Origin of the sequence: Gardnerella washingtoni, assembly GCF_049262705.1 — a bacterium.
Lineage (GTDB): Bacteria > Actinomycetota > Actinomycetes > Actinomycetales > Bifidobacteriaceae > Bifidobacterium > Bifidobacterium vaginale_D.
Window position 1 is genome coordinate 908,181 of sequence record NZ_CP058398.1, and the last position, 22,542, is coordinate 930,722.

A 22,542-nucleotide genomic window follows, 5' to 3' on the forward strand; every position below is an offset into this window, starting at 1 on the left:
TCACCCCCTATTTAGATTATTGCACTGCTGATTGCTTGGTTGAGCATTAGAAAGCTCTGCGCGCACTTCTTGAGCAGCAGCAACAAGATTTTCCAAGCTTGGCCAAGTTTCAGCGTCGCCACGAGTTTTAAGACCGCAATCCGGGTTAATCCAAAGCTTCTCAGCAGGCATCTTACGCAAAATCTCGTGAATACGCTCCACAAGCTCAGCCTTACCAGGCACGCGAGGAGAATGAATATCGTAAACGCCAGGACCAGCCTCCGTCTCAAAATGCGCGTCGTGAATAGCGTCAAGCACAACCAAGTCGCCGCGAGAAGCCTCGAAAGAAATCACATCCGCATCCATAGCATCAATGTCGCGAATAATGTCATTAAACTCCGAATAGCACATATGCGTGTGAATTTGCGTAGTCGCAGCAACAGCAGAATGAACAAGGCGGAAAGCTGGAATAGCCCAATCCAAATACTTCTTATGCCAATCAGAACGACGAAGCGGCAACTTTTCGCGCAAAGCAGCCTCATCAATCTGAATCACACGAATACCAGCACGCTCCAAATCCAACACTTCATCGCGAATAGCAAGAGCCAACTGCTGAGTCTGCTCTTCATGCGTAATATCCTCGCGAGGCCAAGACCAGTTAAGAATCGTCACAGGGCCTGTAAGCATGCCCTTAACAATATGCTTCGTGCAGCTTTGTGCGTAAGCGCTCCATGCCACGGTAATCGCAGACTCGCGAGAAACATCCGACCACACGATTGGAGGCTTCACGCAGCGAGTGCCATAAGACTGCACCCAAGCGTTCTTCGTAAACTTAAATCCGCGCAAATGCTGGCCGAAATACTCAACCATGTCATTGCGCTCAAACTCGCCATGAACAAGCACATCCAAGCCAATTTGCTTCTGATGCTCAATGCACTTAGCGATGCGATCGCGCATAAACTCGTCGTAAGCTTCACGCGAAATCTCACCCTTACGAAGAGCAGCACGAGCATTACGAATATCCTTAGTTTGTGGGAAAGAACCAATAGTTGTCGTTGGCAAATCCGGCAAGCCAAGAGCTTCCTTTTGCAAACGCTGGCGCTCCGCTCTAGCAGGTTCACGCACAAAATCAGACTCTTTAAGATTCACAAGACGATTAGCAACAGCAGCATCCGCCTTCACGCGCGAACCGTCAAACAAAGCCTGATTCTTAGCCAAAACGTTACTCGATTTGCGGCTTTCGTCACTTTCTGCAGCAAGATGCGCAATATCGTGAATTTCATGCAACTTTTCAACAGCAAAAGCAAAATGCTGCAACACTTCCGCACCCAAAGCATCCTCACCAACAGTGCTAAAAGGCACGTGAAGAAGCGAGCAAGCAGTAGAAACAGCCACACGATCCGTAACATTCTCGCGCAAAGCATCAATAAGCCCAAGGCTCACAGCATAATCGTTACGCCAAATATTACGGCCGTTCACAACGCCTGCAAAAAGCGTAGTCTTATCGTTCACACCATAGCGCTCAATGGCTGCAAGATTTTCATCCTTACCTTCCACCAAATCAACGCCAACGCCATCAAAACCGAGATTATTCACCGTCTCATAAGCGTCTGCAATATGGCCAAAATACGTGTTAAGAAGAAGCTTAACTTCCGCACTCCTTGCCTCAAGCAAAGGCTTATACAAAGCTTCAAAAAGCTCCAAATCGCCTTGCTCTTTATCCAACGCCAAATAAGGCTCATCAAATTGCAACCAAGTTGCGTGAAGCTCACCAAAACGCTTCACAATACTCGCATAAGCGTTAGCAAGAGCCGAAATCACAGAATCTGTTACTTCCAACTCCTGAGCTTCAGGAGTACGAGCCAACTTCAAGAACGTGTAAGGACCAATCAACACAGGCTTCGTTTCCAAACCCTGCGCGCGAGCCTCCAAAAACTCGTCAAAAGGCTTCGTTCCAGCCAAATGCAAGCCTTCCGGATTCTCAACTTCCGGCACAATATAGTGGTAGTTCGTAGTAAACCACTTCTTCATCGGCAACGCCGTCACATCGCCGCGCTCACCCTGGTAGCCACGAGCAATGGCAAAAAGCGTATCCTCGGCATGCTCAAAATTCAATTTACGATAACGCTCCGGCACAGCACCCAGCAAAATAGCCGTATCAAGCATTTGATCATAGTAGCTAAAATCGTTACTCGGGATTAAATCAACACCAGCTTCAGCTTGCAAACGCCAATGCTTAGCACGCAAAGACTGAGCAACCTCACGCACTTCATCCAAAGAAGCATCCTGCTTCCAGTAGCGTTCAATAATCTTCTTCAACTCACGGTCAGCACCAATACGCGGAAAGCCGGAAACCGAAGTAACAACCGTAGACATACATCCTCCAAAAAATTCCTATTTAACTCATTTTTATTTCTTCTCGACTCGCTTTAGCCTAGCAAAGAAATGCTTAAATGCGGTCATTCAAGAACTTGGGGTGTCGTTATAAGCCGAATTTATATGCTTAATTTCGTGCGTTTTTTTGATTAGTTTTATTTTTCTTTTCGATGTTCTTGCGTATCGTCTATGAGTTTTGACTAGCGTGTTTGGTGTTTAGTGTTGTGAGGTTGGAAAATTTATGTTTGCGCGGTACTTAAGTTTCGTCTATGAGTTTTGACTGGTGTGTTTGGTGTTTAGTGTTGTGAGGTCAAGGAAATTTCAGCATCGTGCGTTCCGTCGCTGCGCTCCTCTTTTAGCACTCTGCCCGAAATTTTCTTGACCTCTACTTCACTACTCTTTAACACAAAACTCATAGACTCGTGCAGAAAGTTGCGAAAGTGCGTGGCTTACTCAGTGCAACTAAAGCCGAAAAATTAAGCTGCGGGTGGGTTGGTGGTTGAGTGGGTTTGGTGTAGTGTATGCGGCAGCATGAATGCTAGTGTTCTCTAAGCAGTAAGTACTCAGCGTCTGAAGAGCAATACTGTTAAAGTTCCATGAATCAACAAGTACTCAACGTTCGCAAAGCATGACCGCAAAGCTACGGGGAACGCCGTGTGCGGCAGCATGACTGCAAAGCTAGGCAAAGGATTTGGGGGTGAGGACTGCGAGCGCTGTGGCGCCGCGCAAGCCGCAAGTGGCAAATGGGCGCTCAGACACAAGCACCACAACCGACGCATTAGCAAGTCCCAAACGCATCGCCCCAAGCACATCCGGATCCGAATCCGGCGAAGAAAGCCACTGCGCAGCCATCGACATCGTTGGCTCATGACCCACAATCATCGTCGTATGAACATCACCTCGAACCGCCTGCAACTCGTCCATAACCGACTGCATACCGCCATCATAAAGACTCTTGCGCGACTCAACCACAGGCGCATCGCCAAAACGCTTCAACATGCGCTTCAAAGTTTGCTCAGTACGGTTCGCGCTAGAACACACAATATAATCTGGCACAAGCTTCAAAGATTCCAAGCCTTTTGCCATAATTTTCGCCTGCTTCAAGCCCTTATCAGTAAGGTTTCGACCCCAATCGTCGCCCATTTCAGGCGCCTCAGCTTTAGCATGACGCATCAGCAACAAAACGTACTTACTATGATGTGCTTTCTTCATAAGCTTTTTCATTGGTGATGCCATAATGCTCTCCTACTTAGCTTGACTATGCTCTATTTTTGAGATTGCACAGTTACTTGCGATTGCGAATCTTCCGGCAATTGCGCAAGTTGCACGTCTAAATCGCGCAAAACTTTACGAAGCTTACGATCCGAAATATCGCGCAAAGACAAGTCTTCCAACTGTTCAGCGCGCTCTTCCGCTGTCATATCGTCAATATCGCTCACAGTATCTTTAGTACCGTGCTCACGCTTCTTCAAAGCGCTAAAACCTTCTGCCATTGCGCGCGAAACAATCAAAAATCCAGTGTGGCCAATCATCGCGTGATCCGGACGAACCGCCAAACCTTGAGCTTTCCAAGTACGCTCCAATGTTTCTTGAATTTCTGGCTCAGTCCACATGCCACTTTCTCGCAAAGCTTCAGCCATGCGAGACATTTGCGTTGTAGTCGTAACGTACGCAATAAGCACGCCTCCAGGTACAATCACGCGATGCGCTTGTTCAAGGCGATTCCAAGGGTCAAGCATGTCTAGCATAATGCGATCCACGCTGTGAGCATCTAAGGTTTTTGCAACAGAATCAAAATCGCCAGTAAGCAAATTCCACCATTCTGGGCGCTTTCCGTAGTACAAAGTTGCGTTAGACTCGGCAATGCGCGCAAAATCCGGGCGAAGCTCAATCGTCGTAAGCTTTCCGCTCTCCCCAACTGCGTCCAAAAGGCTTAAGCTCATAGCACCAGAACCAGCACCCGACTCCAAAACGCGCATACCTGAGCGGATATCTCCTAAAGCAATCACTTGCGCAATATCTTTTGGATACATAATTTGCGCGCCTCTAGGCATAGAAAGCACGTAGTCAACCATGCGCGGTCGCATCACCACGTAATCCCAGCCACCAATAGCGCGAGCTGCTTTCCAAGGCTTGTTGCCGGTTTTTGAAAGGTCTTTAGATGCCTGATTTTCGCTATTTTGCAGCGTTTCACGCTTTGCGCTCACAGTAGTAATTACAACGCCTTCGCTTTGACCAATCACGTCATCGTGACAAATAAGACCGTGCTCAGTTTGTGTAACACCACCTGCAACAAGTTGTGCAGTAATCCGCTTACCCTTACGATCAGTGAACTGAATCTTCTCACCTACTCGTAACACACCACTACGCGAATTAACTGACTGCACAAAACACCTCACTTACAAAATTTGCTAACAAACTCAACTAACAAATTTGCCAATAAACTTTACTAATATTCGCATCAACAAACCGTATTTATTTTACGGCATACCCACACTAAATCTCACTAAAACGACGCAAGTGCTACATAACCTACAAACTTACAGTAGTAAGCGGCATAGCAGAATCGATGGCAAAATCAGGAGCGGAAGGACGCACCCCTGCTTCCACCAAATTCACGCCAAGCATGGCAACCATCGCACCGTTATCTGTGCAAAGCTTAAGTTCCGGCAAACGCACTTCAATTCCATGCTCCTTGCCGCAAGCCAACAAATGCTCACGAAGCTGCGAATTAGCGGAGAATCCGCCGCCAATCATCAACGTTTTAGAACCGTACTGCTCACAGCCCATCATAGCTTTGCGCGAAAGCACATCCGCCACAGAATGAGCCAAAGAAGCACACACGTCGTCAACTGGAATGTCAAGACCTTGAGCCTCGCGCGCTTCAACCCAACGCGCAACAGCAGTTTTTACACCAGAGAAGCTGAAATCGTAAGGATGCTCTTTACCAGAACGACCTTGCGTCAAACCTTGCGGAACTTTCAAAGTATCCGGGTTGCCAAGCCTGCCATGCCTATCAATATGAGGGCCACCCGGGTACGGGAATCCAAGCAAGCGCGCAACCTTATCAAAGCACTCGCCTGCAGCATCGTCCAAAGTCGTGCCAACAACGTCAATGCTTCTAGCAATATCGTTCACGTGAAGAAGCGAAGTGTGACCGCCGGAAACAATTAGAGCAAGCACATCTTCTGGCACATCACCGAATTGCAATTGCGTTACTGCAATATGCCCGATTACGTGGTTAATACCATAAATTGGCTTATTTGCAGCCCAAGCCAAAGCTTTAGCTCCCGAAACTCCCACAGCCAAGCAGCCTGCAAGACCAGGACCTGCACTTACTGCAATCGCGTCAACATCGCTTAAATCCATATTTGCATCTGCCAAAGCTTGAGAAACAACCGGCATAAAAGCTTCAGCGTGCGCGCGAGAAGCAATTTCTGGAATTACACCACCGTAGCGCGCGTGCTCCTGCATAGAAGATGCCACCACATTTGACACCAGCGTACGTCCGCGCACAATAGCGGCGGCAGTTTCATCACAAGTTGATTCAATTCCCAATACGATTGCTTCGCTCATTGCTATTCCTCGTTATTCTTCGTTATTCTTCAATTCCGTTATTTTTTGCGGAAGGTACCTTACTATTTTCGGAAGTTTTGTTATTTTTTATGGAGATTACATTATTATTTTCGCAAGTTATGTTAGTACCGCCTAAAATCTCGCTTAAATCAGCGCACATCGTGTACGCGTCCACACCTTCCGGCTGATAGTAACGTTTTCGCAAACCCATTTTCTTAAAACCAAAACGTTCATACAACGCGAGCGCAGGATTGTTGTCAACTCGTACTTCCAGCAGCATGCGCTTGGCACCGATTTGTTTTGCGGTTTTCATCATGGTTGATAACAGCTTAGAAGCTATGCCTTTCCGTTGGTATTGCCTCACAACGCCAATTGTCATAATTTGCGCATCGTCTCCATCGAACCAATATCCAGCATACCCGCATAACGTATGCGTATTTTCGTCGATTTCCGCATAATATGCGCGCATAGGAGCTTGCAATTCTTGCGCAATCATGCTCTCATTCCAAGAGCCTTTTCCAAATAAATCGGCTTCAATGGGAGCTATTTTTTGCGCTAACTCATCGCATGTAAAATCGCACTTTGGAACTATATTTAAGCTTTCGTTATTTATGCTCTCAGCAACTGCCGGAAATGTAGAATGCGTTATATCAACAATCATAATTACTCAAATCGTTACAACGCTTCTATTTTTCTTTAGCTCTCGTTGCCTCACCGGATCCAAGCACATGCTTAAGCGGATTTGGCACAGACACATCTGGGCGGCGCAAATACAGCGGTTCAACAGCTTTTACGTGCTCATTTTCATCGGAGCAATGCTTAGCGCAATTCTCAGCACACTGCTCGAAAATTTGTAAACCTTGCACACCCAAGTCAAGCGCAGAAACTTCAGCAATAACGCCAACATTGGCAATATTTCGCCAATCTTCAACGTATTTTTGAGCACCATGTCCAAGCACATCCACGCAATAATTTTCACCATTTACACTCGCTACATACTCGTTCACACGAGCCGCAGCATTCTGAGGATAGTCAATATCCATATCGATGACAGCATTGCCTTCATCATCGTACAAAGCCATATACACTTGGCGACGGCGTGCATCGTTGAGCGAAAGCACGTAATGCTTTACATCAGAACCTGCAGAGTTAGCAGAATCAACAGCATTCGGAAGATGTAGTAGTGAATCCTTGCAAATAACGTCATTTTTAAGTGCTTCTTCAAACGCACCAGATCGCATCATCAAACTTTGAGGAAGCAGGCTGTCACATCCCAAAATTTCGGCATTATTTGCAAATGCGATTGCTTTCGCTGCAACTAACCCTGCGCGAAGTCCCGTAAAAGGAGCAGGTCCTACTCCCACAACCACGCGATTAATATCCGAAGGCCTAAGCCCCGCATTTTCCACAACTTTCGCAATATTTACTTGCAAACGCTCCACGTGAGTGCGTGAGTCAGTCTCAACAATCGGCTCATGACCCACAATTCCAACAGTAGAACCAAATGAAGTGTCAATAATCAGCGTATTACTCATGTTTATTCCTCGACGTAACGTACCCGACCAGCTTACTCGCTTACCACAACTTGCGTTATTTACTGCGATATTTGTTGCTATATTTTCCGCGTATTTTTAATTACAATTTTGCAAGTCGATTCAGCCAATCCTTACCAACAGCTTTCAAAGTTACGATTCGCTTACCGTCACTAGTGAAACTATCTGCTTGTGAAGCATCAACAGGTCTTGCAATATGAACTTCTAAGCGCTCGCTTGCAAGCACTCCAGCCATTTGCTCACCCCACTCCATAAGCACAACAGTACCGTCGCCCGGCTCTTCCAAAGCTTCGTCAAGTCCCAAAGATTCAAGCTCATCAAGCAAACGCGACACAGTATCTTGCCCCGGAGCAAAATCCTCACCACCCAAACGATAAGCGTCAACGTGAATGAGCGTCGCTGGCTTTCCGTTCACAAAAGTGCCATGCAATTCGCGCGCAATCGTAAAAGTTGGAGACACAATCGGCTCACTAATACCAAGACCAACTCCAAAACCTTGTGCGAACGTTGTTTTACCAGCCCCAAGAGGACCCGACAGCAGTAGAACATCGCCTTCTTTAACTAGTTTTGCCACAGCTTTACCAAGCTCGCGCATATCAGTATCCGTAGGCACGGTACGCACTTTTTGCTGTTCTAATTGTTCTGCCATATGTAATGCACTCTTTCTAATTTCGCTTGACTTTCTTTATAAGTTCCTTTATAAATTTTTTATACGTTATAATTTTTTTATACGTTCTTCTATAAGTTCCTTTTTTAATTTCCTCGAGACGCAATGAGCATAATACATTTTTCAAGCGCATAATTCGCGTCGCTAGATCCGCCCTTGCACTGCTCATCCGCCCAAGCTAAAGATTGCAAACATTGAGAAACTCCTGCACTACTCCAACCAGCAAGCTGGCGCATTGCCATTTTCAGCGCCCACGGATTTACTTTTGCTTCCGCTTGAGAAATTGTGCCGTTACGAACTGCCATTGCGAGCGCAATACAGCGTACTTTTGCAGCTAAAGCGCCGATTAACGCTATAGGGTCAACTCCTTGAGCAACTGCAGTTCTAGCAGCAAGCACAGCGGAACCTGTATGCCCTGCAACAGCTTTATCTGCCACAAAGAAGCCAGTAACTTGCGGATCTGCAATCAAATAACGATCAACAATATTAAGCATTATTGGATTATCGTCATAGTCGAAGCATAATTGCGAGCACAATGCTGCAAGCTCACCAGTTTTCCCTCCCAAAACTGCTACGAGTCGCTGAGCTGCTTGAGGTTCTATAGTGCGATTATGTTTCTCGAATATGCTGATAACAAAATTAAGTTTCGCATCGTCTTTTTAAGATCCGGCACTGTAATGGTTTGAGCACCAACTTTTGCCAGACGCGTAATAATAGATTTTCCTTTAATACCACCCTCATGGCATGCAATAACCCAATTTGCAGAAGATTCATCGGAATTATTATCGTCATGTTGCGTTTGCTTACAAAATTTTTCAATTGCGTCTACTAAAGATTCGTCTGCTTGTTGCAAATTATGTATTATTACAATCGTTCCGTCACCGAAAAGTGAAGGACCTACAGCTTCGTCAAATGCGTACTGATCCGCAGTCGACGCATCAAGTTCAATAATTTCAGCATCCGGAACATTATGTTGGATTTTTCCGCGCACAGTACGAGCATTAAGCTCATTTAAGTATGTGTCTCCCCCAACTACCATCGTAACTGGCATAACGTGTTCTGCGCGCTTATTACTTGCTGCCATCATGCTCCTTAAACCAACCAACTCGTACCTATCATAATATTCCTCTCGAATATGCGTGCGTGTTCACTCCTCTTCAAAGATGCGTGCAGTATCGCTTACTGTGCGCTTTGCTGAAGCAGCCCACAATTGCCCAACTATACGCAGACGCTGGATGTAATAACGATTGTGAAAGGCACGAAAAGCAAGCATAAAAACAGCAAATATCGTAAATTCTACGCAAGCCATCACCCATGCCCCCAACGCGCCACGCACCCAAGGAAACACGCCAAACGACACCTCATCGCACCAATATGCACACTGCTCCATAAGGCTTGTAGCAATTGATGCAAGCTGTGCAAAAATGAGCGATACTCCTGCGCAAAACATTGCACAAACTAGTGAAATTAAGCCACATACTGTTGCCCAATCCATCAAAGGAGCAACCATAATATTCGCAGGAATTGCCATAAAAGACACTTCCGGCTGCATAAGAATTTGCACTGGCATAGTCCAGCATTGTGCAGAAAACGTTATAGCTAACGCTGAAGCAACACAAGATGGCATATATTGCGTTAATGTTTGAGAAAGTGGCACTCCCATCATTACAATTCCTAAAGTTGCTGCAGAAGAAAGCGCAAAAGCGTAATCCCAAGCGTATGAAGGGTTACATGTTAAAACTCCAATAACAGTCCAGCTCAGTGCGCTGGCTGATTGATATGGTCGCTTACAACACCACGCTACTGCGGATATAATTCCCATAACAAGCGCACGAAGCACTGATGCTGAAGGGTATACTATTGCAGCCAAAACAATTTGAAACACAATCTGTATGAAGGACATAATCCATCTAGGCAGTAAAAAGTATGCGCAACAGCGGCGAATAATCATACTCAGCAGCAAAAAGTGACCGCCAGAAACTGCCATAACATGCATAATGCCAGCATGTTGAAAATGGCGACGCATCATTGTTGCATACGTTTCGTCAATTGGATCAAGTGAATTTGTCTCTTCTGCTGGCACATATTCCTGTCCAAGCATGCCAACAGTTACTCCAGGAACCAACATTCTACCTTGCATATCAAGCTTATTGGTTACGTCATAAAACGATTTCCATACATCACTAACAGCTCTATGCCAAAAGTCTGAGCCTTGTACAACATGCAAATTTCGTTGAGTTTTTTCTACATGCAATTCAGGCTTACTACTATCAAATCTCGAAGCTTTCACGCTAACTGGTAAACGTATACGCGAACCATAATTCAACTGTTCACATATTGGAGAATATGCATACAGTCGCGCTTGAACGTAACTTTTTTGCTTCGCAAAATAATGGACTTGAACCGTTGCTTGACAATCACCATTAAAGCTTTGCGAAGTCCGCATCGGCGTAACCATCGTTACTTCAGCAATATGATAAGCTTGATTGCTATTGCGTCGAGCATACCCTACTTGTGCAATGTTCACTTTATGTATTTCACGCATAACAACATCTTGAGATAACACGCATTGCGTCAGATACGACAACATGCAAGCCACAGCACAAATATGCAATACGAGCGATATTGTACGATGCCATGTAAAACATTGGTAACGCACACTACTGAGTGCAGCTCGCAGCATACTTACATATGTATGAGTGCATTGCATATTACTGTTAATAATCACGCGTAATATACTCCAGGTAAGAAACGCAATAATAAACACTGCTACCACACCAGCAAATACTGTTACTACACCGTGCATCATATGCACTTTCCAGCACCATCTCCCCAGCAAACAACCCATCCAACAAGCTGCAGCAACAGGAATCATACGCAAATCGCAACTTCCAGAAATACGTTGCTTTACGACGCTCATACTCATAACACGCCTAACCTACGTCAAGTACGCCACGGAATTTGTTCAAAGTTTTAGGACCAATGCCTTTAATTTGCAGCAAATCTTCCAAACTGTGAAAACGACCGACTCGTTTACGTTGAGCAAGAATACGAGCAGCTGTTTTAGGTCCAACTCCTTTCAAAGTTTGTAATTGCGCAAGCGTTGCAGTATTAATATTGATGCGACCAGCATTTTCACGCGAGATTACAGCTCCCTGTTGAGCTTTACGCATAGCAGTGCCAGTAAGTGGAGATTTCGCTTGTTTTGTAGTTGTTACGCCATGATCATTGTGCGTTGTGTCATCCTGATGCTCCACACTATAACTGCCATCACTATTACTGTCACTGACGGTATTGTTAGCATCGATAGTATTTTCACTATTGTCATCAATATTCGCATCTTCTTGGCTTTGATTATCTTCATCAATATTTTTACTATTGTGAGCACGTTTATTACGCAATTTTTTAGAGGAACTAGTACTATATGCAGGATTATCACTCGCGCTTTGCCATGCTTCAGCTTGAGTATGCTGCATACGTTGATACGTTAACGACTGCGAAATAAGCATAGTAAGACTTGCACATAATGCTACAGTCAGCAGCAATATCAACGCTAACGTATGCACAGGCTTCATATGCAATCTGGGCGAAGTCTTACCACTCATAAGAGTTTCATCACAAGAATCGCAAGATTTTTCGCGAGATTTATCGCTACAATTTTCAGCAAAACTATCATTAGAAAATTCTGCTAAAGACCTTGCAATTCGTCTCCTAGGCAAGTCACTTCTCGGCTTATCCAAGCCATAGTTACGGTCCGTAGCATAGTTATCCATACCATAGTTATGGTTCGTACCATAGTTATCCATACCATAGTTATGGTTCGTACCATAGTTATGAACATAGTCTTCCATAAATCCCCCAACTCTTAATGTTCTTAACTTAACTATTGGGAAACTTATAGCACTTTGCAACAAAAATACGCGCCTGTGGTTAAAACCTTTAACACTCGTTCTACTGTTCAAAGAACACTAGCATTAATGCTGCCGCGCACACCACACCAGACACTCCTACCACGCACCCATCCGCAGCTTAATTAAGCGACTTTAGTTGCACTGAGTAAACCACGCAGCTTCGCAACTTTCTGCACGAGTCTATGAGTTTTGTGTTGTGGTCTAATGTGGTAGAGCCTCAAAAGTTTTCGGGCAGAGCAATAAAAGAGGACTGAGGAAGCAACGTTCTTTTAAGAACAAAGCAGACAGTAAAACCTTTAACAGCTAGAGCGACGAAGGACGGGAACTTGCGATGCTGAAAACTTTCGAGGCTCATCAGACCGACTATAGAAAACATTAATCAAAACTCATAGACGATACGCAAGAATAACGAAAAAATGCTGTAAAGCGCGAAAAATCGCGCAATACAGCATTCATTAAGCCGACTTTAACCTTGACTCAGCTTTCGTCAGGCACAATAGACACAATCTTAGGAGCCTTCACAATCACCTTGCGCGGAGCCTTACCACCTAAGCGATCAGCTACAGCTTCTAGCGCAAGCTTTTCAAGCTCAGAAGCGTCAATATTTGGATCAACTTCAAGCTTTGCTCGAACCTTGCCCTTTATTTGCACAACGGCAGTAACAGTATCCTCACCAACGTAGCGAGAATCCGCAACAGGCCAATCTGCGTGAGCAATCGACTTTGCGTGTCCAAGCTTACTCCACATTTCTTCACAAATATGAGGCGCAATTGGAGCCAACATAAGCACCAGTGGCTCAACAGCTGCGCGAGGCACGTGAGGAAGAGAAGTTAAGTGGTTGTTCAACACAATCAGCTTAGCGATTGCAGTATTTGGACGCATTGCTTCCATTTCCACAGTCACTTCTGCAATTGTGTTGTTAAGAAGCTTCAACGTCTTCTCGTCGAGCGCGTCGTCTGTGACCACACAAGCTCCGGTTTCTTCATTCACAACGTTACGCCACAAGCGCTGCAAGAATCGCATGCCGCCAACAACATTACGCGTATTCCATGGACGGGACTCAGAAAGCGGCCCCATGCTCATTTCGTACAGGCGGAACGTGTCTGCACCATAGTTTTCGTACATGTAGTCTGGAGTCACAATATTCTTTAGACTCTTGCCCATTTTGCCGAACTCGCGGTTCACACTTTCGCCGTGCCATGTAAAGGTTGGCTCGCCAGCGCCGTTTGCAGCACCTTCTTCAACCTCATCAGCAGGAACGTACTGTCCGCGCTCATCCGTGTAAGCGTAAGCCTGAATCATACCCTGGTTAAACAGGCGGTGGAATGGTTCAGCAGAATCCACGTAACCCAAATCGTAAAGCGCCTTATGCCAGAAGCGCGAGTAAAGCAAGTGCAAAACTGCGTGCTCCACACCGCCAACATAAAGGTCAACGCCGCCAGAAACATGCTCTTTGCCGGGACGGTTCGTGCCCATCCAGTAGTCATATTCGTCGCTGTCAACCATATGCTCAGCGTCGTTTGGATCCAAGTAGCGCATGTAATACCAGCAAGAACCAGCCCAGTTTGGCATAGTGTTGGTATCGCGATAGTAGGTTTTTACGCCGTCGCCAAGGTCGAGCTGAACTTTTACCCAATCATCGTTTCGGCTCAATGGTGCTTCAGGCTCCGAATTTGCGTCGTCTGGAGCGTAAGTTTTCGGCTGATAATCAGGAACGTCCGGCAAAGCAATTGGAAGCTCGCTATCTGGCACTAAGTGAGCAACACCGTCCTCATCGTAAACGATTGGGAATGGCTCGCCCCAGTAGCGCTGGCGAGAGAACAGCCAGTCGCGAAGTCGGTAAGAAACCCTACCTTTTCCTACGCCTGCAGCTTCAAGCCACGTCGTTACCTTTTTAATAGCTTCGTCCACGCGCAAACCGTTAATAGACAACGCATCACCAAGCTTATGCGTATGCTCTACTGCTGAATTAATAACGATTCCGTCGTGAGAAACGAATGGAGCTTCACCTTCGTAATCCGCCAACTTTTCGCCAGAATCAGCAAGCGGCTCAACAGTGTAGATTACTGGCAAACCGAAGGCCTTTGCGAAATCGTAGTCGCGCTGGTCGCCGCCAGGAACTGCCATAATTGCGCCCGTACCGTAGCCCATAAGCACGTAGTCTGCAGTAAAGAGTGGAAGTTTTGCTCCAGTTACAGGATTAATTGCATAAAGACCAGTAAACAAGCCGGTTTTTGCTCCTGCATCTTCCGTGCGATCTTTAGCAGTTTTTGCGCGAGCTTGAGCTTGATACTCTGCTAAGCCTTCTTTAAGGCTTGCGTAGCCGCCCTTCCAGCTTTCCGGAACGTCTGCACCCCAAGCTTCTGGCACATGCTCAAGAATTGGGTGATCCACAGAAACAACCGCAAAAGTAGTACCAAAAAGCGTGTCTGGACGAGTCGTATACACTTCCAAATCGCGAGTTTCGCCGTCCGCACATGGCACTTCAAAATGCACAGAAGCGCCGTGAGATTCGCCAATCCAGTTTCGCTGCATAAGCTTAACTTTTTCAGGCCAATCAATAGTGTTCAAATCTTCTACCAAGCGGTGTCCGTAAGCGGTAATTCGCATGGACCACTGGCGGAGGTTGCGCTGGAATACTGGGAAGTTTCCGCGCTCAGACTTACCTTCTGCAGTAACTTCCTCGTTTGCAAGCACAGTTCCCAATCCTGGGCACCAATTTACAGGAGATTTAGAAATATAAGCAATGCGGAAATCGTTTAATACATCCGCTTGCTCTACCTTGTTAAGCTCTTCCCACTTTTTGCCTGCAAAACCAGGAATTTCGCGCTTGCCGCTCTTAAATTCGTCAACTAACTCAGCAATCGGACGAGCAGAACCTTTACCGCCATCTTTGCGCACAAAATCAGGGTTGTACCAAGCATCATAAAGCTTCGAGAAAATCCATTGCGTCCAACGCACATAATTTGTGTCAATCGTTGCAAAAGACCTACGATCATCAAAGCTCAAGCCCATGCGGTGCAATTGCCTGCGCATATTAGCAATATTTGCTTCAGTAGTAATGCGCGGATGCTGACCAGTTTGCACAGCATACTGTTCTGCTGGCAAACCAAAAGCGTCGTAACCCATTGCGTGAAGAACATTCTCACCCTTCATGCGATGGTAACGGCTTACAACATCCGTTGCCAAGTATCCAAGAGGATGTCCAACGTGCAAGCCCTTACCGGAAGGATATGGGAACATGTCCATTGCAAAGAAAGAAGGACGACCATCAGCAAGCTTGCCTTCGCCATCCTTCAAATCGCCCTTAACATTAGCAGCCCAGAACGTGCCTTGCTCGTCCCAGGTTTTTTGCCAGCGCTGCTCGATATCTTGTGCGAGCTGCGCATTGTAACGAAAAGCTGGCTCAGCAATAGTAGCTTTGTTGTCAGCTGTTGCATACTGTTGATCGTTGTCGTTCATACCCTAGGACTATAGCGTCTCACATCGTCATTACGCAACACTTTTTACAAGTTTTATGAAGAAAACATGCACTTTTGTGTAAGTTTTCCCAATAAGTGCACAAAATTACGTTATGCTACTCATTTTATGAAATAAGTCGTTAGAATAGTGATTACAGTTTATTAGTAAATAAATATTAAAAAATCAGATAAAAATTACTTAAAACTATAAATATTAAAGGGGATGCGCTTTGAAAGTATCAAAAAATACATTGCTACTTATTGCTTGCTTAGTTTGGAGCGCTGCAGGATTTAATATTCTTCACATCGGATTCATTGCATACCCATCCTACCTATCACCAATAAATTACGCTTTGTCACTGCTAGTTTTTGCGATATTTCAATTCCTCATTTTTGGCAAACTTGTTAAAAAACATACTCAACGAATCCACAATTATGAGGAAGAAAAACAGTTTTTCCTTAAATTCTTTGACGTAAAATCCTTTATCATTATGGCTTTTATGATGACTGGCGGCATTGCTTTGCGCGCAAGCAATATAGCTCCCGAACAGTTTATTGCAGTGTTTTACACAGGATTAGGCGCTGCACTATTTTGCGCAGGACTGCTCTTTGGATATCAATTTGCTAAAGCTGTATGCCCAGCACTACAAAACACTCATACTATGCAATAGCGCTCACAAATACCTGCATCACCTGCAACACCGGCAATATTTCCAAGGAATATTTAACTCGCACTCTATGTAAGGAAGTTACTATGAACCATGCTATGAAGCATTATATTAATACGTCTTTGTTGTATGCTGTCCTCGCCATGATTGGCGGCGTCTTTTATCGTGAATTTACAAAATTTAACGCTTTCCACGCAAAAACTGTGCTTGCCGTAGTTCACACACACTACTTTATGCTGGGCATGGTTGTTTTTCTGTTACTCATACTCGTTGAGAAAAACTTCAGTTTTAGTAACGAAAAGACTACACGAATCTTAATAACGTATCATATTGGACTCAACCTCACAGCGGTAATGATGGTTACTCGCGGCATTACACAAGTGCTACGTCTCCATCTCAGTCCGTCTATAGATTTTGCCATCACCGGTTTAGCAGGAATCGGGCACATCCTACTTGGCGTAAGTATTGTACTCATTTTATTGCAAATTAAACACAGCATCACTCATTGTGCTCAGACTTCAGTAAAATAGTGATTTTGCAAACAATAAATTACCCACGAATTATTACGCATGCAACTCTCCAACATGTGTAATACTCATATCGCACGTGCTACAACGTTAAGAAGGTTGCTATGAATAATAATGTGTACACAAAAAGCAGATCATACGCACCAGATCGTTTTTTTGAATGCGAAGGCAAAGGCTTGCAATGGATGCAAGAAGCTCACGCACATGGCGGCCCACGCGTAGCGAAAGTATTTGAATGGGGAAATGATTACCTCAATATCGAACGTATTAACACTACTTCTCCTACACCGTTAGCAGCATTTGAATTTGGCGCTGCACTCGCCCACATGCACGATTATGGAGCACAATATTTTGGAGAAGCTCCAGCAGATTACGATGGCACCTGCTACTTTGGTCCGCTTACGGATCCGGTTCCAATGCCGACTGGCACATGGCATAGTGTTATTGATTACCTTGCGGACGGACGATTGCGCCCTATGGTTGAGCTTGGGATTGCTCGCAGAGAGCTTACTAAAAGCGATTTAGATCTTACCAACGAAGTTATTGATGCACTGCCTGATTTATTAGGAAAAGCTGCAGAAGATAAGCCTGCTCGAGTTCACGGAGACTTGTGGAGCGGAAACGTTTTATGGACAAAAAGTGACGACGGCAAGCATACTGAAGCTGTTCTTATAGATCCAGCTGCACACGGTGGACATCGTGAAGAAGATTTAGCTATGCTGCACTTATTTGGCATAAGTTACTTTAAGCAGATTATAGACGGATACCAATCTGTGCACCCACTTAAATCAGGTTTTGAGCAGCGTATGACTGTTTGGCAACTGTACCCTATTGCTGGTCATTGCGTATTCTTTGGTGGAGGATACGTAGAAGAATATCGCGATATGTGTCAAAACTTGCTACACTGTTAACAAACAAACAGCAAGTAGCAACAATACGTTACTGTCAATAAACAGTAGCGTAATTTATACGACAATAATCTGCAATTAACCTATAGACTTCATCGTAACCATTACGAAAGGCCATTATTATTATGATTCGTTTGCGCAAGCATGCTTGGCATCGCACTTTTATTGTGCTAACAGCATTAGTTTCGATGCTACTTGTTACTAGTTCTTGTGGTGCGAAGCCACAAGCTACTCCTACACCAACAAGTCCAGCGCGCATTCATCATGGCAATGTTGTTATTTTCACACCTGCTGACGGATTAGCATTAACACGCCACAAACCATTAAGCACGTGGGATCAGCTAGTTCCAGAATTAGTAAAAAGCCTAAAAAGCAAAGGTTTTACTGACAATGCTATTGTTACTAAAACTTCTTCAAGTCTTGAAGATCAAAGTCAAGACGTGCAAGATTATGTAGTAAATTTGCTCACACCCCTACACTTACAACAAGAGAAGATTACAGGTAACACAAAAAAGACCAATAGTAGCAAACAAAAGATTGACACCACAAGCACAACAGCCACAAATACAACTATAAAAAAGCGACTGCAAGCAACAACACTGGTAATCGCTCCGTGGGCTAACAAAAATGGCAATAATAATTATGGCGATTACGTATCATCACCTACTGCAAACACAGCGCAACAAGTTGCAGCACCAACAGACTCAACGCAGTCACAAGATTCTCAATCACAAGACAATCAACATACGCTTCGAGCGGAACAGCGTTTAGCTTCAGCACTTCGTCTTGCTCAAAAAGCTGGCATGCACGTAGTTATGCTTTCTCACTATATTCAAGGTTCTCAGCCTGACGTGCTTTTCCACCTCTCTGATGCCAGCAGCATTGGAGAAACACAAGCAGCAACTTTAGTACAAAAGCTTGCTCTTGACCGCGCTACACGAGAAAATCCTCGCTATATTGAAGTGCTTTTACCATGCCACAACCAAAAGAATATCAATACACACGCTAACAATATGAGTGAAAACAATGACCAAGCACCTTTGGATGCTGATAACATGTCGGATACTACAGGCAGCGACACAGCAAATCTCAAAGATGATTTCGCACAACAAGCATTCGCTGGAATTTGGAAAGTGTTACGACCATATTTTGCTTCTGGCGTATTGCGAAGCACGTCTGGAAAATTACACGCTCATAGCACAGAAAAAGATTGGGTTAACGTAGCTTTTGATGCTGATGCTGCAGACGCAGTAAAAACAGAATTAAAGAATCGCATTACACGCAACACGCATTTACTAACACCTTCACCACTTCATGTTGATGGCATTATTGCGCTCGACGATCAGATTGCATGGCAAACTGCGCAAACTTTGCAAGATTTCGGCTACGAAGGTAGTGCCGCAGATATCAACCCGTCATTTACACTGCCGGATGTTATAGGTAGTTTTATTGGTAAACGTAATCTTATTAAACGACCAGTTCCTGCTCCACGCAGCACTCAGGATCACATGGCAAAAGATGTGCAAGAGCAGCAGCAACCTAAAGAGTATGATGCAGCACAAGCGAAAAAATGGCCAGCAATAACTGGTTACGGCGCGTACAAGAATATTATGCCGAATATTGTAAACGGCAAACAGTGGATGACAACTATTGAGCACAGAGCGCAAATAGTTCACGATATTGTCACTACATGCGATTCGCTTAACCGTACTGGCAAGCTCGCACCAAAAATCACCACAACGTCAACAACATTGGCAGCTGGAATTAGCGTACCTACTGTTCGCGAGCAACTGCTGGCAGTAAGCGCTACAAACTTAAAAGCTCGTTTAATTGATCCAGGCTATATTTCCTTAGCTGACGCGGGTTTGTAAGCATCTCCCTACCGTTTACGTGGAGCGTATATCACATGCTCAATAAGATCGTGGTAACGCTCCGCAACAGCTTGGCGACGCGCTTTTAAGCTTGGCGTAATTAAACCGTTTGCTTGCGTAAACTCATCCGAAACGATTTCAAACTTGCGAATAGACTCAGCACGCGAAACCAAAGCATTAGCTCTAGTAACAGCACGCTCAACTTCTGCGCGCACAATACTATTGCGCGAAGCTTCCTGCAACGAACGCACTTGGCAGGCACCACGAGAAGCAAGCCAAGTATTTACTTCTGTTATATCAAGCGCAATAATAGCTGCAATAAACGGCTTTCTGTCTCCAATTACTACCGCTTGAGCAATAATTGGAGAAGACATTAAAGAAGCCTCTAAAGCATTTGGCGATAAGTTCTTACCACCAGCAGTAATAATAAGATCTTTCTTTCTGCCGGTAATACGCACAAAACCGTCGGCATCTAAGGAACCAAAATCACCCGTATGCAACCACCCGTTAACAATTTGTTGACGAGTAAGCTCAGGATTATTATGATACCCTTTGCATACTGCAGGGCTTTTAATACATAATTCACCATCATTGGCAATCGCCACCGACACACCTTTTACCGGCAAACCAACAGTACCAATACGATAACCTGTTGTAGGATTCACCATCGAAGGCGCACATGTTTCCGTCATACCGTAACCTTCAAGCAACGGTAAACCAATCCCATTAAAGAAATGCGCAATCGAAAGATCGAGCGGAGCTCCGCCAGAAATAGCATATGAAACAGCGCCACCAAAAACTTGTAATAATGGCTTATATACCAGCTTTTTACATATTGCATGACTCAGCGCTAACATTGGCGGAACCATTGCTTCAGATTGTTGCGCGTACGACCATTGACGAGCAACGTTTGCAGCATAAGCAAAAATAAAGCCCTTCATGCCTCTACCGGCTTTCTGTGAAGCTGCATTGTAAATTTTTTCAAAAATACGCGGAACACCCAAAATAAATGTTGGCTTAAAAGTTTGAAAATCGTTAAGAACTGTTTTTAAATTACTTGTTAAACCAAGCGTAATATTTCCAGCAAAACAGAATAATTGCATAAACCTCGCAAAAACGTGTGCTAATGGCAAAAACAGTAACAAGCGAGGGTTACCTTTTAAAGCAATATCTGGCATAGAAATAACACCCGATTGAGCAATAAAAGCAAAATTACTGTGTGTAAGTTCAATACCCTTTGGCTCGCCAGTTGAACCTGAAGTATACACAATTGTGGCAATGTCACTACCTCGAACAGCATGCATGCGCTCGTAAAATTCCGCATCAGTGACCGCTTTACCATACTCGATGCATGCATCAAGCGCACCACGATTCATAACATGCACATCGCGAAGCGTATCGCACTCAGCTTGCACTGCCTCTATTTTCGGCAACATGTCAGAAGACTCAACAAACATGGAAACAACTTGAGAATCTTGCACAATATGTTGTATCTGCAACGATGAGCTTGTTTCATAAATAGGCACTGTGAGCGCACCAATAGACATAATTGCCATATCAAGCACAGTCCACTGCCATGAAGTATGAGCAATAATCGACACAGCATCACCTGGCATAACTCCACGCGCAATAAAACCCTTAGCAACAGCGATAACTGTATCTCGAAAATCTTGAGCCGTGTACGACTGCCAAACACCGTTATTATCAACATATTCAACCAAGGAACCGTTAGCATTGCGCGCCACACGATTTTCTAACAGAGAAAACACGTTAACATCAATATCGATAGCATCATCAAGTGGACGAGAGTACTCTTGCATATGCGCTCCTCTGTGTTTGCCGCATTATCGTATATCTTTACTATACGCGATTCACAATAATCAGCCTATGCTCATATCTACAAGATTGTCGTAAATTTTATTCATTATTCTACAAACATTCCATGTTTCACTTGATTTTTTCTCCAGCGCACAAAACATACTCATATTGTGTTCCATTCAGGTTGCCGGCTTCAAAACAATGTGACGGCGCACTGTTTGAGCAGCAGGATTTACATAAACACGATTTTTCTTCTTTAAACCCCATTGCACACATCGTTTACCACAATGATCAGAACCACCTTCAACATGCCCAAATTTCTGACCTTTCTTTACTCCTACTCCAACAGTAAGCTTCGTGACTGCAGGCTCAAATGTAGAAGTCAACTCACCATGTCGAATACTCACTACTGACTTTCCAGCAACTTTTCCAGCAAAACTAATAACGCCATCTGCTGGCGCAAATAAAGCAGTACCAGTTGTTGCCGCTAAATCAACACCGCGATGCCCTGCTAACCAAGGTTTAGGCGGTGGACTATATGCTTTCACAATACGTGCAGGCTTTACTGGCCACTGCATAACAGAACGACAAGTATCTGCGCTAGAAGCACTTTTAACAAGAGCACACTTATAACAACATGCACTTGCTGATTTTGTAATATAATATCTCAACTGTTGATTGCGCCGTAACACTTCAGATTGCGACAAGAGTGCAGTAAGTAGCACAGCTAGTGCTACAAAAATTCCCAAACTAGCAAAGAAACGACAGAATAGTCCATAAGTATTTCGCCTTTTGCTACTCTGTTGTAACCACCGCTTCATTGCCATCCTAACATGCGAATATTTATTATTGAACATATGCATGCGTACTCCTATGCACCATTTAACGGAATTTACCTTTGATATAAGTGTTCCAAGTCAAGTACAAAAAACATAGGATTTTATTGCATTGTGGATAAAACATACGTGTCAACCAACTCACCGCGACACGCCAAAACACGCCGTATTTGCATCTTAAGAAATTCCGTGTAATATATATGTCTTGTGCGCGGCACACAGTCAAGCACAAGATATTCCTGCGTAGCTCAGTTGGCAGAGCGTTCGACTGTTAATCGAATGGTCGCTGGTTCAAGCCCAGCCGCAGGAGCCATAAAGCCACTGGTTATCCAGTGGCTTTTTGCGTTACAAGCTAGCATAGTAGCGTAACTCAACGTGCTATGTCTGCCAT

16 protein-coding genes, 1 tRNA gene and 1 pseudogene are annotated in these 22,542 nt (G+C 44.6%); 5 read left to right on the plus strand and 13 right to left on the minus strand.

Annotated elements, in window-relative coordinates; all coding sequences use genetic code 11:
* The 11 genes and pseudogenes from metE to leuS all read right to left on the minus strand — a co-directional run bounded on the left by metE (nt 1) and on the right by leuS (nt 15,524).
* On the minus strand, nt 1-2,355 hold the full coding sequence (metE, locus tag HXT28_RS03435) for a 5-methyltetrahydropteroyltriglutamate--homocysteine S-methyltransferase (protein WP_422113242.1): 2,355 nt from the start codon (nt 2,353-2,355) through the stop codon (nt 1-3).
* A 678-nt stretch (nt 2,356-3,033) separates the two neighbouring features.
* A complete protein-coding gene (locus tag HXT28_RS03440; protein ID WP_422113243.1) occupies nt 3,034-3,591 on the minus strand; it encodes a SixA phosphatase family protein in 558 nt (185 codons plus the stop codon).
* A gap of 29 nt (nt 3,592-3,620) precedes the next feature.
* Nucleotides 3,621-4,742, minus strand: a complete 1,122-nt coding sequence (locus HXT28_RS03445; protein ID WP_422113244.1) for a tRNA (adenine-N1)-methyltransferase — start codon at nt 4,740-4,742, stop codon at nt 3,621-3,623.
* Nucleotides 4,743-4,887: 145 nt separating this feature from the next.
* Entirely contained in the window at nt 4,888-5,931 is a 1,044-nt protein-coding gene (tsaD, locus tag HXT28_RS03450) for a tRNA (adenosine(37)-N6)-threonylcarbamoyltransferase complex transferase subunit TsaD (protein ID WP_422113245.1), read from the minus strand.
* A 22-nt stretch (nt 5,932-5,953) separates the two neighbouring features.
* The gene (gene rimI / locus HXT28_RS03455; RefSeq protein ID WP_016637359.1) at nt 5,954-6,592 is read right to left on the minus strand and encodes a ribosomal protein S18-alanine N-acetyltransferase; all 639 of its coding nucleotides are present in this window, start codon (nt 6,590-6,592) and stop codon (nt 5,954-5,956) included.
* Between the two features lie 25 nt (nt 6,593-6,617).
* Nucleotides 6,618-7,466 (minus strand): tRNA (adenosine(37)-N6)-threonylcarbamoyltransferase complex dimerization subunit type 1 TsaB, encoded by an 849-nt coding sequence (gene tsaB, locus HXT28_RS03460; protein WP_016637358.1) that lies wholly within the window; start codon nt 7,464-7,466, stop codon nt 6,618-6,620.
* 100 nt (nt 7,467-7,566) lie between these two features.
* Complete coding sequence (gene tsaE / locus HXT28_RS03465) at nt 7,567-8,133, minus strand: tRNA (adenosine(37)-N6)-threonylcarbamoyltransferase complex ATPase subunit type 1 TsaE (RefSeq protein ID WP_016637357.1); 567 nt, start codon at nt 8,131-8,133, stop codon at nt 7,567-7,569.
* Nucleotides 8,134-8,237: 104 nt separating this feature from the next.
* Nucleotides 8,238-9,235: pseudogene (holA, locus tag HXT28_RS03470) on the minus strand (DNA polymerase III subunit delta).
* A 63-nt stretch (nt 9,236-9,298) separates the two neighbouring features.
* Nucleotides 9,299-11,077, minus strand: coding sequence for a ComEC/Rec2 family competence protein (locus HXT28_RS03475; RefSeq protein ID WP_196227884.1), 1,779 nt, complete (start codon nt 11,075-11,077; stop codon nt 9,299-9,301).
* A 7-nt stretch (nt 11,078-11,084) separates the two neighbouring features.
* On the minus strand, nt 11,085-12,002 hold the full coding sequence (locus HXT28_RS03480; RefSeq protein WP_422113246.1) for a helix-hairpin-helix domain-containing protein: 918 nt from the start codon (nt 12,000-12,002) through the stop codon (nt 11,085-11,087).
* A 537-nt stretch (nt 12,003-12,539) separates the two neighbouring features.
* Nucleotides 12,540-15,524, minus strand: a complete 2,985-nt coding sequence (gene leuS, locus HXT28_RS03485) for a leucine--tRNA ligase (protein WP_422113247.1) — start codon at nt 15,522-15,524, stop codon at nt 12,540-12,542.
* A 229-nt stretch (nt 15,525-15,753) separates the two neighbouring features.
* Here leuS and HXT28_RS03490 point away from each other — a divergent pair, with 229 nt between their 5' ends.
* The 4 genes from HXT28_RS03490 to HXT28_RS03505 all read left to right on the plus strand — a co-directional run bounded on the left by HXT28_RS03490 (nt 15,754) and on the right by HXT28_RS03505 (nt 19,497).
* Nucleotides 15,754-16,194 (plus strand): hypothetical protein, encoded by a 441-nt coding sequence (locus HXT28_RS03490; RefSeq protein ID WP_422113248.1) that lies wholly within the window; start codon nt 15,754-15,756, stop codon nt 16,192-16,194.
* Nucleotides 16,195-16,277: 83 nt separating this feature from the next.
* A complete protein-coding gene (locus HXT28_RS03495; RefSeq protein ID WP_016636932.1) occupies nt 16,278-16,721 on the plus strand; it encodes a DUF2871 domain-containing protein in 444 nt (147 codons plus the stop codon).
* Between the two features lie 101 nt (nt 16,722-16,822).
* Nucleotides 16,823-17,629, plus strand: a complete 807-nt coding sequence (locus HXT28_RS03500) for a fructosamine kinase family protein (protein ID WP_422113249.1) — start codon at nt 16,823-16,825, stop codon at nt 17,627-17,629.
* 122 nt (nt 17,630-17,751) lie between these two features.
* Complete coding sequence (locus HXT28_RS03505) at nt 17,752-19,497, plus strand: hypothetical protein (protein WP_422113250.1); 1,746 nt, start codon at nt 17,752-17,754, stop codon at nt 19,495-19,497.
* Between the two features lie 8 nt (nt 19,498-19,505).
* On the opposite strand, the gene HXT28_RS03510 is transcribed toward HXT28_RS03505, so the two are convergent.
* A complete protein-coding gene (locus tag HXT28_RS03510; protein ID WP_016636928.1) occupies nt 19,506-21,317 on the minus strand; it encodes an AMP-dependent synthetase/ligase in 1,812 nt (603 codons plus the stop codon).
* 177 nt (nt 21,318-21,494) lie between these two features.
* The gene (locus HXT28_RS03515; protein ID WP_422113251.1) at nt 21,495-21,893 is read right to left on the minus strand and encodes a M23 family metallopeptidase; all 399 of its coding nucleotides are present in this window, start codon (nt 21,891-21,893) and stop codon (nt 21,495-21,497) included.
* 495 nt (nt 21,894-22,388) lie between these two features.
* On the opposite strand from HXT28_RS03515, the gene HXT28_RS03520 reads away from it, so the two are divergent.
* A tRNA-Asn gene (locus HXT28_RS03520) sits at nt 22,389-22,464 on the plus strand.
* Nucleotides 22,465-22,542 lie beyond the last annotated feature (78 nt).